The organism is Actinomyces ihuae (assembly GCF_001457875.1).
Lineage (GTDB): Bacteria > Actinomycetota > Actinomycetes > Actinomycetales > Actinomycetaceae > Pauljensenia > Pauljensenia radingae_A.
Genome location: NZ_CZPX01000005.1, coordinates 1010586 through 1024379 on the forward strand (window position 1 = coordinate 1010586; position 13794 = coordinate 1024379).

The 13794-nt window shown below is 59.1% G+C and carries 13 protein-coding genes; 5 read left to right on the forward strand and 8 right to left on the reverse strand.

What is annotated here, in order from left to right:
- Positions 1–63: 63 nt before the first annotated feature.
- Positions 64–264 carry a hypothetical protein gene (locus tag BN3002_RS11180; RefSeq protein ID WP_154955726.1) on the forward strand — a complete coding sequence of 67 codons (201 nt, stop codon included), beginning with the start codon at positions 64–66 and terminating at the stop codon, positions 262–264.
- 168 nt (positions 265–432) lie between these two features.
- On the opposite strand, the gene BN3002_RS09065 is transcribed toward BN3002_RS11180, so the two are convergent.
- Genes BN3002_RS09065 through BN3002_RS09075 form a run of 3 tightly spaced genes read right to left on the reverse strand, consistent with a single transcriptional unit; the run spans position 433 to position 2265 of the window.
- Complete coding sequence (locus tag BN3002_RS09065) at positions 433–630, reverse strand: hypothetical protein (RefSeq protein ID WP_058237559.1); 198 nt, start codon at positions 628–630, stop codon at positions 433–435.
- Positions 631–637: 7 nt separating this feature from the next.
- Entirely contained in the window at positions 638–2032 is a 1395-nt protein-coding gene (locus tag BN3002_RS09070) for a hypothetical protein (RefSeq protein ID WP_154955727.1), read from the reverse strand.
- 8 nt (positions 2033–2040) lie between these two features.
- Positions 2041–2265: a hypothetical protein gene (locus BN3002_RS09075; protein WP_058237561.1), complete on the reverse strand. Its 225-nt coding sequence runs from the start codon at positions 2263–2265 to the stop codon at positions 2041–2043.
- A 9-nt stretch (positions 2266–2274) separates the two neighbouring features.
- Here BN3002_RS09075 and BN3002_RS09080 point away from each other — a divergent pair, with 9 nt between their 5' ends.
- Positions 2275–2946: an MFS transporter gene (locus BN3002_RS09080; protein WP_058237562.1), complete on the forward strand. Its 672-nt coding sequence runs from the start codon at positions 2275–2277 to the stop codon at positions 2944–2946.
- 211 nt (positions 2947–3157) lie between these two features.
- A complete protein-coding gene (locus BN3002_RS09085; protein WP_257525596.1) occupies positions 3158–4030 on the forward strand; it encodes an NADPH-dependent oxidoreductase in 873 nt (290 codons plus the stop codon).
- Between the two features lie 100 nt (positions 4031–4130).
- On the opposite strand, the gene BN3002_RS09090 is transcribed toward BN3002_RS09085, so the two are convergent.
- The 4 genes from BN3002_RS09090 to BN3002_RS09105 form a co-directional block, all read right to left on the reverse strand.
- Positions 4131–5564, reverse strand: a complete 1434-nt coding sequence (locus tag BN3002_RS09090) for an MFS transporter (protein ID WP_058237563.1) — start codon at positions 5562–5564, stop codon at positions 4131–4133.
- Between the two features lie 219 nt (positions 5565–5783).
- Positions 5784–6311 carry a menaquinone-dependent protoporphyrinogen IX dehydrogenase gene (gene hemG / locus BN3002_RS09095; RefSeq protein ID WP_157886418.1) on the reverse strand — a complete coding sequence of 176 codons (528 nt, stop codon included), beginning with the start codon at positions 6309–6311 and terminating at the stop codon, positions 5784–5786.
- A 128-nt stretch (positions 6312–6439) separates the two neighbouring features.
- Positions 6440–7513: an ABC transporter permease gene (locus BN3002_RS09100; protein ID WP_058237565.1), complete on the reverse strand. Its 1074-nt coding sequence runs from the start codon at positions 7511–7513 to the stop codon at positions 6440–6442.
- Positions 7510–8427, reverse strand: a complete 918-nt coding sequence (locus BN3002_RS09105) for an ABC transporter ATP-binding protein (protein WP_257525597.1) — start codon at positions 8425–8427, stop codon at positions 7510–7512. The genes BN3002_RS09100 and BN3002_RS09105 overlap by 4 nt, the downstream gene beginning before the upstream one ends.
- 115 nt (positions 8428–8542) lie before the next feature.
- Between BN3002_RS09105 and BN3002_RS09110 the strand changes: the two genes are divergently transcribed.
- Both BN3002_RS09110 and BN3002_RS09115 read left to right on the forward strand, forming a co-directional pair.
- Positions 8543–9880 carry a sensor histidine kinase gene (locus tag BN3002_RS09110; protein ID WP_058237567.1) on the forward strand — a complete coding sequence of 446 codons (1338 nt, stop codon included), beginning with the start codon at positions 8543–8545 and terminating at the stop codon, positions 9878–9880.
- A complete protein-coding gene (locus BN3002_RS09115; protein ID WP_058237568.1) occupies positions 9877–10590 on the forward strand; it encodes a response regulator in 714 nt (237 codons plus the stop codon). The genes BN3002_RS09110 and BN3002_RS09115 overlap by 4 nt, the downstream gene beginning before the upstream one ends.
- 2 nt (positions 10591–10592) lie before the next feature.
- Here BN3002_RS09115 and BN3002_RS09120 read toward each other — a convergent pair whose 3' ends face one another.
- Positions 10593–13790 (reverse strand): DEAD/DEAH box helicase family protein, encoded by a 3198-nt coding sequence (locus BN3002_RS09120; protein ID WP_058237569.1) that lies wholly within the window; start codon positions 13788–13790, stop codon positions 10593–10595.
- Between the last annotated feature and the right edge of the window lie 4 nt (positions 13791–13794).

Sequence of the window (13794 nt, forward strand, 5' to 3'; positions counted from 1 at the left end):
CATCAGAAAACTGCTCGCCGCTCATAAAGACCTGTCACAAGACCACATGCGAACCGCGGTCCAATGATCCCTCAACAACAAATCAATCCACCCCACCAACCGGTACGCTACCTCACCAGCCACTACCAGCCACCATCCCACAAACCCCTCACCACGCGTGCCGACAACCCCGGCACACCAGCCCGCTACGACACCGCCATCGACTACGACACCAACTACCAAGACGGATCACTACACATCAGAAAAGGCTGGGCCGGACACTAAACACCCCGCGACACGCCCACCCCATACACACATTTCGGGCATTAACCCCCATTTCGGGCATAACAAAAGCCCCACAGCCATTACGGCTATACGGCACCAATCAAAAGAATCTAGGTATAAGAAAACCCGGCCACCATGAAGCGGCCGGGCAGCTAGAACCGGAAGGCTCTACTCGTACATTTCGACATAGTCCCAAGGAACTATGCCGCGCAAATACAGGATTAATGCCTCGGCAAACTTACCTGCTCCAAGGCTGTGCAAGTACTTTCGCAAATCCTCGTCCGAATACAGCTCGTCCTCTTCGGGAGTCAGCACATACCCAGCGAGCTCTTCCGGAGTCTTGTCGAAAAGATCTCTTGAGATCATGATGCCATCATATCCCGAATAACTCGTCGAAGAGAACACTTGCCTCTAGAAAATCTTCTTCACTCCATTGGTGGGCAGGTGTTTCTGCGGCCATCTTAATCGCGCGTTTGAGACTCCTGTTCCCAATTTTTGAAACGAAATACTGAGCATAAGCTCGAGCAAAAATCTCTTCAACTCTCGAAAACCTGCTATAAACCGTAAGGTATCTCGTGGTTCCGCGACCTGCCAGCAGGGTAGCAATGCTATTTGGAATAGTTCCCTTTGCTTGAGACGCAAACGTGCCTGCCCCTAAGAAATGATCAATAGCATGTCCATATTCGTGAAGTATCGTTATCTCGAGGTTCTCCAGCTCTGGATTGAGAAGTATTCTTCCGGTGTTCGGCATGTACTCCCCTCTGACAACTCCGCCATCTAAAGTTCTACGCGATTTCGACATCATATCGACCGGAAGCTTAGAAAAGCCTTTCGGTATTATTCTCTCGGTGCCAATCAAAGCGAATATTCGATTGTTTAAACCGCGCAGATCACTTTGGGTGCGAGGAACATTGGCCTTTTTCGTATAGTAATCGGGGAGAAGACTAAGAGACCTCTTTACTCCTGCTTTCGTCTTTAGCTTGCGCTCTGCAATGCTTTCTTTCCAGCTGATGACCGGTCCATACTCACCATGCGTCGTGGTCATGATCATCTTCGAATAGTCCGGGCTGCGAGCGCCTCGGTCGGATTCCCCGTAGCGTTCCTCGACTGCTGAGTGGACTTGTTCGAGCGTGTCGGGGTCGATGACCCATTCCTCGCCGGTGCCTGGTGGCAGTGGTCCGAAGTCGCAGTCGCATCCCGGGTGGATCGGCATGACGTGGTCGACCCTGTAGTGCTGGGTGGATGCCACGACGCACAGGCCGCAGTTTTCGCGGCCGGTGAGGATGCGGCGGTAGAACTGCACGCCGCCCGCGCGAGCGCGACGCATTGAGCGGTGTGCTTGGCGTGTTTTTGCCAGCTGCATGTCGCCGCCGATGAGCTGGTAGAGCCTCAGGCCACCTTCCTTGACAGCCTGATCGAGGGGTTTCCCCTGGCTGAGCGCCGTGTACACGCTGACGGCTGGCCGCCGGTATACCTCCTGCGGGTCGACGCCTCGCAGGCTGGTGATCGCGTCCTCGTCGACTCCTGTGACGGGGGCTTTCACGCCCATCGCCATGAGTGTCTGCTTGACGTAGGCGACTGTGAGGTTCGCGATCTGGATCTGTCCGGCTTTCACGCGAGGGACGATCGCCTGCACCAGCATGTCGATGTTCTCGTCCCTGTAGTCGGGCAGTGCCTGCCACAGTGCGTCGCCAAAGGATTGCAGTTGGCGTCGTATCGCGCCGACCTGCGAGCCGTACGCCTTGGCGATCAGATCCAGATCGTCCATCTGGCTCATCACGGTGCCCCGACAGGTTCAGGCGCGGCTTCCTGCTCGCCCTGTGTTGGTGTGCCAGCTGTTTGCGCTGCGAGCAGGAGAGCTTGCGCCATCTGCTCTTCAGACCTGCGTTGCTTGTCCTGGGCAACCTGCTCAGGCGAATAGCCGAGAATGTTGCGCTGGATCGTTTCCAGTGATTCCCCGGCTTCGCGCGCCATCTTCGCAGACGCATACTTCTCCGTCATTGACACAGCGTGAGGCGGCTCGAAGAGCACCTCAACGGTCTGCCCGTCCAGCTCCACGCCCTCCACCTGCAAGGCCTTGACCATCATGACCGCGAGCGCTGGCTTGAACCTGTTGATCCTGTCCCGGGCTTTGTCGACCCGATCAGTTATATTTTCAAGACCTTCTCGCTGGCTTACCTTAAGCAATTCCAAGATGTCAGTGCTAACACAACCTCCGGTTCAGTAATGGTGGGTGCCGCCATCGCCATCATCGTGGTTCCATTCTTTGGAGCCATGTGCGACCGGTTTGGATCACGTAACGTCATTATGACCGGTGGGGCTTTTTCCGCGATCTACGCCTTCATCTTCCTCAAATTGCTGGAAAGCGGTACGGATCTGAATGCCTACATCGCTCTTGCGATCGGCACTGGCATATTGGCTCCTATGATGTTTGCCGCACAAGGCTCATTCCTATCACGGCAGTTCCCACCAGAGGCTCGTTCCACAGGTGTGGGCGCTGCTCGCGAGCTGGGCACAGCTATTGCCGGTGGCCTTGCGCCACTTGGGGCATTGTCGCTAGTTGTGGCTTCACCGACGAACTCAACAACTGGTGTGGGTCTCGTTCTTGTCGCTTCAGGCCTTTTAGTCCTCATTGCTCCAATCTTCGACCAAGGCAAGCGTTACACGACGAGTAAGAACTGAATACGCGCGTCCTATCATCTTCGCGTGTGCGGGAAAGGAGGAAGCCAGCAGGCCTGCCCGAGGATTTCTCCCTGGTGGGCTGGCGAACTGGCTTCACGGCTATCGTATTGGGATTACCTTCGCGTGGACAGGTGTTGTGATTTGGCCGGACGGGTCGGACAATGATGGGCAGACATCAACGAGCTCCATGCCGCACAGCGAAGGAGGCACCGTGTCCGTCCAGTCAGCCCATTCCGACCAGTCAGCCCAGCCCACCCATCCGACCCAGCCAGTGAAACCACCCGTAACTGATGACGATCCACTGTTGACTGCTCCGACCACTCCGGTCACCAACGAGACGATCCGCACTCAGCTTGCGCACCGCACGATCCGCGCATTCACAGACGAGCCGGTCGGTGAGGACATCATGGACACGCTGATCGACGTGGCACGCCGCTCGCCCACCTCCAGCTTCTACCAGCAGATGACGATCATCCGTGTCACGAACGAGGACACGCGCAACGCGCTGGCCCGCAACGCGGGCCAACCCTACATTGGAGGCACGAAAGGAGAACTGGTCATCTTCGTCGCGGACCTGCATCGCAACGCCGTGATCCGCGAGCGCGCAGGCCAGCCCACCGACCCGGCATCAACGATCAACGCCTATCAGCAGGCCGGTCGCGACACCCTGATCGCCGCGCAGAACTACGTGATCGCCGCTGAATCCCTCGGGCTCGGCGCCGTCTACCTTGGCTCCATCGGCGCGAAGCCGCAGGAAACAATCGATCTGCTCAAACTACCCGCACACACCTACCCCGTTGTCGGAGTCCTGGTTGGCCACCCGGCCCAGGAACCCCAGTTCAAGCCGCGGCTCCCGCGCGAGCTGACAGTTGGCGTTGACGCATACCCTGACCTGGACTCCGATCAGGCACGCGCGGCACTGGATGACTACGACGCCCTCGTCACCCGGTACTACGACATGCGAAACCTGAACAGCCGCGTCGACTCGTTCAGCAACCAAATCATCTCGAAGTACGGCACGAGCCCATCGGAAACTGCCCCCGCCATGCAGGTCATGAACGATCAGGGCCTCGTCCAGAGGTAGTCCTCAGAACCCGTCAGCTGAGCGGCTCCCAGAATCTGTCAACAGGCAGATCTCAAAGCTAGTCAGCAGGCAAATCACAAATCCTGTCAGCAGCTCGTTCTTAGAAGTAGTTCGCGGGCGTCTCCCCGCGTACGGCGCGCTTAATCGGTAAAAATGTCGCGAATGCGCAGATCAGTGCTGCCAGGGCGCAGCCGACCGTCGTCAGGAATCCTCCGATGGCGCCGAACGCATCGATCAGGTGACCACCGATCAGTGAACTGGCAGACTGGCCGACCACCCACATTGTTCCGCACAACGCCATGCCTTCGGTAAATCGGTAGGACGGCACCATACGCACAATCATTTGATTCACGTTCACCACGGTCGGTGCCTGCGCCAGTCCGGCGATGAACATGACGATCGCGGCACCCCACATGGAGTGCACGAATACCAGCATCGAACAGCCCACGGCCAGCGCAATCAGCCCGATGTAGAAACGTTTCCACAGCTCACCCTTCCAGTCGATCGCACCGTAGGTGAGGGCCGCGATCATGGATGCAGCTGAAAAACAGGCGGTGATCACGCCGGACAGTTCCTGGTGGCCCTGCTCGCCACTGAACGCCACGACCGACAGTGTCGTGATCGACAGGAACGCGCCGTAGGCCAGCTGAATGATCAGCATCGATGCGAACGCAACCGACCACAGGCCCTGGCGCGCAGCTGGTTGTGGTGGCAGGGTGTTGGTGGGCAAGTCGCCCTCGTCCGTGGTGGGTGAAGTGACGAGGGAGTCCTGCACGTCGCCATGACGGCGCAGTATTCGCGAGACCTGGCGCGCGATGGATCGGTGGCGGGTAGCGTACTGTGGGGCCGGTTCGTAGGTCGAATCTGCCAGCATGATCCACATGCCCACGCTCATGAGGACCGCAGCTAATGCCAGGGACACGAGCGGTGAAATGGAGGTGGCAAGAAAGGCTGCCAGTGGATTGCCGATCACCCACATGCACTCTTCAAGCGTGGAAGTCAAAGACAAAGCAGAGTTGAGGCCTTGTGGCCGCTCACGCAGCGCAACAGCCCACCGTGCTCGCAGCATGGAGCCGAACGGTGCATACAGGCCGAGCAGGGGGCTGAGAGCAAAGAGCACCCAGATCGGGGCGCGCAGCGCCAGGGCCGCCATGACGGCGATGTCGGCCAGAACCCAGATCGTGATGATGGGAATGGAAACGCGGCGCTGGCCGTGGTTGTCAACCAGACGGCCAATGATCGGGCCGGCAACGGCCGAGGTGAGCGCCACGACCGCTGACAGAGCACCCGCCAGACCATAAGAACCGTAGGCGTGCTGAACGCCGATGAGCATGCCCATTCCGACCAGGGGAAACGGGAACTGTGCGATTGTGCCGCCGAATGCGAAACGAGGGGTGCGCGGAATGCTCAGCAGGGAGCGGTAGACCTTCACACCGTGTGATGGCCACTCATCTGCCGGCGAGCTGGAAGAGTGTGACGCATCGGCGGCGCATTCGGAAGTCTCGGGTGCAGGGGTCACATTCTGCGCGCTCACGTGTTCTCCGCAAAAATCGAGCTGAACTACTGTGTGAAGGGATTGATGAGGGCTGCATAGTCAGCATGCCTCTCAATGCACCATTGTCCACCATCGAGCAGGTTGTCGCACCGTGATTCTCCACGCATACACACCGAACTTTCAGTGACCGCGCAGCAGCGGCAGATCCGGGGTATTCATGGGGATATCGTGTGATCCAGCAACCGGATCAGCGATAGTTTACTTCCCGTGAGCGGCCAGTGCGGAAAAGTCGTGGGCGAATGTGGCCACGTCATCCCAGTTGGTGAATTCGACACGCTGGGTGAAGTCAATGTCGCGTCCCATGAAACGGCGGATCATCTTGATTACCGCGGCATCGAACGGGTTGTAGAGCGAAAAATCGAGGTCACCGGCAAATACGTCAATCATGTCCGGTTTCCATGGGGTGTGTTCGAAGAAGCGACGCATGTACACGTTTGTTTCCGGAGTGTTTTTGCCATCATTCGCGGCCACGAGGTTCACTCCGAAAAAAGCACTGGGGATGTGAGCCAGTGCTGCAGCGTTGGTGCGGGCAAAGCGCCACACTCGTGGGGAAAAATAACCGTACCTGGTGGAGGCTCCGACGATGACTGCCCGACCCGGTGCAGGCTCGATGCGTTCGCGTCCCGTGATGTCCAGGACGCGAGCATCGTTCCCGTCCTGGCGCAGGATGTCAGCGACGCGCCCACAGATGCGGCGTGTATGTCCAAATCGGCTTGAGCAGAGCACCACGATGTCCATAAACCCAGTTCCCGTCCGTCACATGTCAGGTACGGATCCACATCATAGTGCCGTTTTGCGGCTCGTAATATGACGGACTGTGGCAAAGAGCGTGCTGCGCGCACAGTTCCCGCTGCTCACACCGTTTTGATCGCGTCCTTGAGTGCAACGCGCTTGCCGATGCGCATCACCGCACGCTCGTACACGATCGAGCTCAACCACACCAACACCACCGTGGTGACGATCAGGATCGCCGTGCTGATGAACGGTTCCCACCACTGTGCCGTTCCCATGTACAGGCGTGCCGGCATCGCAATCGGAGCACTGAATGGCACATAGCTCATGACGGCCATGACCGTGGTGTTGTCAAAGTAGAGGATGACCAGAACGTACGGAATCATGATGAGCATCATGAGTGGCCCGGTCACTCCTGCGACGTCTTCCTGGCGTGACACCAGTGAAGCAGCACCGGCATAGAGCGCAGCCAACACGATGAAGCCCAACAGGAACAGAATCACGAACCAGATCAGAGCCGATCCCAGCTCACCGAGCAGCAAATCCTGCCCCGTCACCAGCAGACCCGTCGTCGCCAGAATTGCAGCCACACCGATACAAGTGAACGCCACGATCGTGTTACCTGCGATCTTGCCGCACATCAGTGCGCGCGCACCCGTCGTGGCCAGCAGAATCTCCACAATGCGGCTCGACTTTTCCTCCACGACGCCTTGCGCCACGTAACTGCAGAATGTGACCGCACTGAGCATGAACAGGGCCGCAAAGATGAGCGAGATCATGAACGCCATCATGCTGTCCACTTGTGGTGGATCCAGAAGTTCAACCTTTGGGTAGGCCGCCAATACATTGATCACGTTGGCCGGTTCTTTTTCCAGTGCCACCACTGTCAGGCCAACGGGTGAGTCTCCCTCGTCAATGACGGCTTCGGCGCTGCCGTCGCGCAGGAGTTCTTCACCGCCGGACCTGTCAGCAACTTCGGTGGCATCCAGCCCCACGCTCGTGGCCATCTGCGTAACGGAGGGTCCGACAGTGGCGACCGAAGGCACCTCATCATCGCCGCCGAGCAGCCCGGGGATGATGGTGCCCGCCAGGACGCCAAGACCCACGATCGACACCATGACGATGAAAGCTTTGGACGTGAATCGTGTTTTTGCCTCGCGTGCGGTAATCAGCACGACTTGCTGGAACCAGTTCATTCGATGACCTCTTTGAAGATTTGTGCCAGTGAGGGGACGATGGGGCCGAAGTGCAAGAGCTGACCCGCTACGTCGCGACGGTGCAGAGCCTGCTCGACGACGCGTTGTTCTGCCTGCTCGTCGAGTGCTGAAAAGCGTGCAAATCCGCCTTCCAGGGCGCTGACTTCGATTCCGGGCATGTCACGAATCCACCCGCAGTCACCGCTGACTTCGATTTCGAACGAGCGGTCCGAGTACTGTTCGCGCAGCTCTTCCCTCTCTCCCGCGGCCACGATGTGACCGTCGCTGATGATGACGAGGTCCTCACATAGGCGCTCGACCACGTCGAGCTGGTGAGAAGAGAAAAGCACCGGAATACCTGTGTCCGATATGCGTTGCAGGACGCCGAGCACCACATCCACCGCGAAAGGATCCAGACCGGAAAAGGGTTCATCGAGGATCAGCGCTGTCGGGTGGTGCACAATCGCCGCCGCGACCTGGGCGCGCTGTTGATTGCCAAGCGACAGGTTTTCCACCGGTTCCGCAGCGCGTTCCGATAAGCCGAGTTCATCAAGCAGCTCATCAGTGGACGTGGATGCGTCGTGCGCGGACACGCCGTGCAGACGCGCGAGGTAGATGAGTTGTTCGCGCAGCGGCATTTTCGCGTACAGGCCGCGTTCTTCTGGCATGTATCCGAATTGCGCGCGCTGAGCGGTGCTCGTCGGGTGTGAATCGATCAGGACTTCACCCGAGTCAGCTTCCAGGACGCCCATGATGATACGCATCGTCGTTGTTTTCCCGGCGCCGTTTCCGCCAACGAAACCCGTCATGCGCCCATCGGCAACAGTCATGGACAGATCGTGGAGGACCTGGTGGCCGGAAAATGACCGGTTAAGATTTCGAACTTCCAGCATGGTGCTTACGCTACGTGCCACCTGAGCCGATCCGCATCCGTCTGGCGGATGATTCCTATCGGTCGTGCGACTGATTTTCGCTTCCCGCCACCTCCCTGACCCCGCGCCCGCAGGATCATGACTTTATGCTGGATTCATGACGGGTCCGATTGTCGAGTTGAACTCCACATGGGTCAGGCCGCGTCCCACTGAACAGGGGCTCAGGCGTGACATTGTGTTGGCCTGCGTGCTGGCCGCATGGTCAGCTCTGACGGTTCCCCTCTACTTGCGTTCGGGCATATTCACGGAAGTTGCCCCCATGTGGCTGACGCTCGCCTCCCTGGCGATCACGTTTACAGCTTCCGCGCTGCGCCGACGCATTCCCTGCACCGTGGCCCTCATTATCACGGCGGCGTTCCTGGTCAATGCGCATTTTGGCGTGCCCGAACAATTGGTCACCTCCCTGTGCCTGTCGATCGCTCTGTACACGGTGGGCGCGTGGGGTCGCCAACGCGTGCGCGCATTGGTGGTGCGGCTGGTCTGCACCGCGGCGATCGTGATCTGGTGCGCCGTGTGGCTCATCCTCGCCTCCTCCAATGTCGAACTTTTCCCCGGTATCTCCCGCGCCGGCGTCTTTTCTGCCTATGCCACGGTCATTCTCATCACCGTCATGACAAACCTGTTGAACTTGACACTTGCCTGCGCAGTCGGTGAAGCCTCCTGGCAGTGGGCACGCACGCGGGCACGCCTCGAAGCGCAAGGCGGAGAGTTGGAACGGGAACGTCGCACCACCGCTACCCAGGCTGTCGTGCTGGAACGACTGGCTATTGCGCGCGAACTGCACGACGTGGTGGCTCACCACATCTCTGTCATCGGCATCCATGCCGGCGCTGCCCGGTTGAACCTGACATCGGATCCTTCGAAGATCGGCCCCGCCCTGGAGCACATCGAGGAAGGCACGTCCGCCGTGGTCACAGAGCTGCGCCGCCTCGTGCACACGTTACGTGACCCGAGCAATGGTGAAGACGGGCCGACCGTCGGCATCGCACAGATCCCTTCCCTTGTAGAAGAGGCCGCGCACATCGGTATGGATGTAACCACAGTTGTGGTGGGTGAGCCGCGTCCGGTGCCGATGCTGGTCGACGTCGCTCTATACCGCGTGGCTCAAGAGGCGCTGACGAACGTGCGTAAACACGCGCCGAAACGCAGCCGCGTCCAGGTCATCGTCCGGTTCGCCTCTGATGCGGTGGAGGTTGAAGTGGTTGACACGTCCAGGGCAATGATTGCCGATCGACGAGGGCGGCCCGCGCATTCGGCGAGCACGTCAACGGGAATGGGGTTGCGTGGTATGCGTGAACGTATCGGTGCGGTCGGGGGTACTGTCGAAGCGCATCCCGGTCAATACAGCGGGTTCGTCGTGCGCGCACATGTCCCCCTGATGAAATCGACCGGTGATCGTGATCCCAGCACAGTCGCCAGGCAGGAGATGGCATGATTCGAGTCGCCCTCGTTGATGATCAGGCGTTGGTGCGTTCCGGGCTGCGCATCATTGTCAACACTGCTGACGATATGGAGGTTGTCGCTGAAGGTGGGAACGGACTGGAGGCACTCGACATTGCACGCAGTGCGAGGCCGGATGTGATCTGCATGGATATTGAGATGCCCGTGAAAGATGGGCTCAGCGCGGCGCGCGAGATTGTGGACGAATGTGCAGATAGCGGGCCGGAGATCATCATGCTGACAACGTTTGGAGATGATTACTACGTTGTTGATGCTGTTTCTGCCGGCATCAGCGGGTTTCTGCTGAAAACGTGCAGGCCTGAGGAACTTCTCGACGCGATTCGGCGCGTCGCTGAAGGCAAGGCGATACTGGATGATGACGTGACGCGCATTGTCATGAACGCGATGCGTCAGCGGAGCGAAGGTGCTCGTGGCGAAGGTGGTACTCGTGGCTCTGAAATGGATGCGGGCCACGCTTTGGATCCACGCCAGGCTCTGGAAGCCGCCAATGTGACCGACCGCGAGCGCGAGGTACTCGAACTTCTGGCAGCCGGTCACACCAACGCGGAAATCAGCGAGGCTCTTTTTGTCAGTGAATCCACGGTGAAAACTCACGTGTCGAGTTTGCTGCGCAAGGTGCACGCTCGTGATCGTATTCAACTGGTGGTGTGGGCACATGCGCACGGCATCAGACCGCGCAGCTGACGTCAGGCCCACACGGTGCGTACCCGTGAATACGTCTGATTGTTGCGGCTGGCCAGGCGAGCCTGCGCCAGCGGCCTCATCGCCTCGACGCCCGATACCTCCACAAGCTGGCATGGTCCAATCAGTTCGGCCCAGGCGCGCGCGAATTCTTTGGCTCCGGCTTTTCGCCTTCCCACCTCCTTGGGAACCTGCACGTACAGTGCCGAGGGTGAGATCCGTTGCGCGATCCAGCTGACCATGCGCAACAGCAGCGTCGACGGGCGCTGCGAATCTCCCTGAAAGGTCACGCGCAGCAGAAACCGCGGTGTCTCAATGGGAGCGAAGACTTCACTGACTGCATCGATGATGGTGCGTGCACTCGCATCGGGCACATCCGGCAAAGACACGACATAGCCGGCGGGCATTGCCTGGGTTCCCACTGTGACCGCGCCGTAAGGGCGGACCTGAACCTCATCGAGTGAGACAAGGCGCTGGCCGCGTTCTGAGGCGACAAGGCCGCGGGAGACGGCAACAGTGGCACCGGCATAGACGCGGGCGGGGTGTGAACGCCCTCGTAACATGCGCCATATTTCAACGGGGAGCCGCCATGCGCCTGCGATGCCCAGGAGCACCACCATGAATGCCAGTGCTATCAGGATGCGGACAGGGTGCGTGCCCCACATGACGAGCATTGGCCAGATGATGCCGGCCAGCAGGGCACACAGGCCGGAAAGGAGGGCCACGGCTGTCCAGAGGGTGGGCGGCGAATAGAACGTTGGATTCTTTCCGGCCGACACTGCCGTGTCGTGGCTGGTGTCGCCTGAATAGGGCTGGCCGATACCCCACTGTTCGTAGGTGGCGGCTCGTGACGCTATGAGCTGCAGTGTCTGCTCATTGAGCTGGTTGATGGTGGCACGCCTGTCGCCTTCAAGAAGTGCGCGCAACCTGGCTTGCCCAGTGAGCGTGAGCGAGTGATCGATGCCGGTGACGATCTGTGGGAACTGACCTGATAGCAGGGTGTTGGCGGGCTGCGGCTGGTTGCCGGGGTGCGGGCGGTCGCTGACTTGCAAGTAGTCGCTGGCCTGCGGGGCATGACCGGTTGGCAGGGTGACATCCAGTCCCCACAACTGTTCGTGGCGACGATTCATACGCGATATTTCCGCATCAGAATCCAGGGAGATACGCGGCGGCATCACACAGATCACTCCCCAGTTGTGCGCCACCTTTCCTGGCCATTGGGGATCCAAGCGCAGTGTGCGCCCACGCAGCTGCTGAGTTGCAGCTGATGTGGCCACAGCGGTCAGGTCAATCAGCGTGTTGACGGCCGGGCAGTCCCATCCCTCCCCCAGCAAGCCTCGGGTGCCGACCAGCAGACGTACTGTGCCTTGCTCCATCAGTGTGGATACCGCTCTGACAAGCACTGCCGCAGAAGGGGAGGATGATTCCACTTTGACTCTGGTCACCAGGTGGTCTGCCTGTTCCGGCTCGTTCTCGTCACCGCTATCAACTGCCAGGCGCAGACCGCTGAGTTCTTCAAGGGCGGGAATGATCCACTGCGCGTCAGCGCTGGCAACATGCAGGTGCTGTGAGGTCAGCAAAATCGGGTGCAGTCCCGCTGTTGTCGCGTCAGCACACACTCGGGCAAAACATTCCACCGCGCTGGCAACGGGGCCGGTGGAGCGCCCTCGTCGATTCCCTTCAGTGGCAAAGTCGCACACGATAACTGCCCGAACGTGTTGACCGTCCGCGCTTGCCAGCTCGTGATGCACAATATCGACGGCCGCATCGTTCTTGGCGTGTGACTGCGCCATGACGGTGTCAACCGGATTCCGACCCGCACGGATCCCTCTGTCAGTCAGGTAATATCCAAAGTCTTTGAGTGTGCGGCGCATCGCGTGCCATTCATCGGCTCGGCTCGCATCCGGCAGAATCTTCTCCAACGCGAAGCGTGCACACACCCGTATGGCGCTGTCGATGCTGGGGCGTCTGTTGCCGATCAGTCTGGGCAGTGTGAGTGCTGCAGGGTGATCACCGTGGGTGTGAATCAGAATCTGCGCAGCTGATTCCGTGAATGCATAATCGGCCTCCAATTGTGCATCTATACCTGTAGGCTGCTCGCCGTCTATACCTATGAAACCTATTGATTCCAACAAAAAGTCGAGTCCTTCACCCCCTGCAAAAACTGCCTTCAAAAATCTACGCAATTGGCGATCATGAGAGGTAAGGAATGTGATTTCATCATCTGCCGGCTCAGTGAACCACACAAGATCCCGGTATGGTGCAAGGTTGCCTTCCCGAACGACGGCAGGGGTCGGAACCTCAAAGTCGACGTCACCGAACAGACCTGAATAGGTGTCAAATGCGCGGCCATCGTCCACACTGGGCAGCGTGGCGGTCAAACCGATCACGATCGGTTCGCGGCCACTGGCACGAATACGCGCCAACAGCAGTCCGATAACCAGTGCCCAGTGGTCAAGCAGATGATGGCATTCATCAAGGATGACTGTGCGCACGCCAGCCTGAACTATCCGATCAATTGCAGCAATTGCATGAGGGTGCAGTACGCGTTCCACCAGCTTAGGATCCTGCGCTGTCAGGGTTGTGCGGATCTTGGAGGCTCGACGAGAAATGCCGGAGCGATAAGCCGCGCTATTTGAGCTCTTCAGATCTTTCAACCATTCGTCAGCCGCCTGCACTGAGCGGCCCGCATCCACCAGGTCGTCGATCCACTGCTCCCGCGCCAAATCAGCAACAGCATCTGTGCTGCGGACGGTGGACAATGCCTGATATGTCAGCGCAGTGAAATCGCCGACCAGTTCCGGATCTTCGCTGATCGTAGCTTGAGGTTCATCGTCCGGCACGGGTGCATAGGCGGCGGCCGCCCGGCTCAGCTTCGTGGCAGTCAGAGCCCATTGATGGCGAATAGTTGTCGTGGGAGCCAGTGCAACGGCTTTCCATCCTGAACGCATGGCCAGCATCAGGCCGACCAGTGTTTTGCCTGCTCCTGGCGGCGCCACAATATGCAGGGGATGATCCGGGCCTGGTGTCAAAGTGGCAAGAATGTCGCGTTGGTACGTGCGCAGGGTTCCCGTGAATTGCCACGTGCTCAGTGGGCGCTCCTCTTCACAGCTATCGGTATCACAGCGCTGACGCCTGTTCCTGTGCGCATCACAAGGCACAGCTGAGTCGTCATCACGTGCGCTCGATTCGGGCTTGTGCATGCTC

Coding starts and splice junctions, on each gene's coding strand:
- BN3002_RS11180 (WP_154955726.1), top strand. CDS start 64: ATGATCCCTCAACAACAAATCAATCCACCCCACCAACCGGTACGCTAC.
- BN3002_RS09065 (WP_058237559.1), bottom strand. CDS start 630: ATGATCTCAAGAGATCTTTTCGACAAGACTCCGGAAGAGCTCGCTGGG.
- BN3002_RS09070 (WP_154955727.1), bottom strand. CDS start 2,032: ATGGACGATCTGGATCTGATCGCCAAGGCGTACGGCTCGCAGGTCGGC.
- BN3002_RS09075 (WP_058237561.1), bottom strand. CDS start 2,265: ATGACGGAGAAGTATGCGTCTGCGAAGATGGCGCGCGAAGCCGGGGAA.
- BN3002_RS09100 (WP_058237565.1), bottom strand. CDS start 7,513: ATGAACTGGTTCCAGCAAGTCGTGCTGATTACCGCACGCGAGGCAAAA.
- BN3002_RS09110 (WP_058237567.1), top strand. CDS start 8,543: ATGACGGGTCCGATTGTCGAGTTGAACTCCACATGGGTCAGGCCGCGT.
- BN3002_RS09115 (WP_058237568.1), top strand. CDS start 9,877: ATGATTCGAGTCGCCCTCGTTGATGATCAGGCGTTGGTGCGTTCCGGG.
- BN3002_RS09120 (WP_058237569.1), bottom strand. CDS start 13,790: ATGCACAAGCCCGAATCGAGCGCACGTGATGACGACTCAGCTGTGCCT.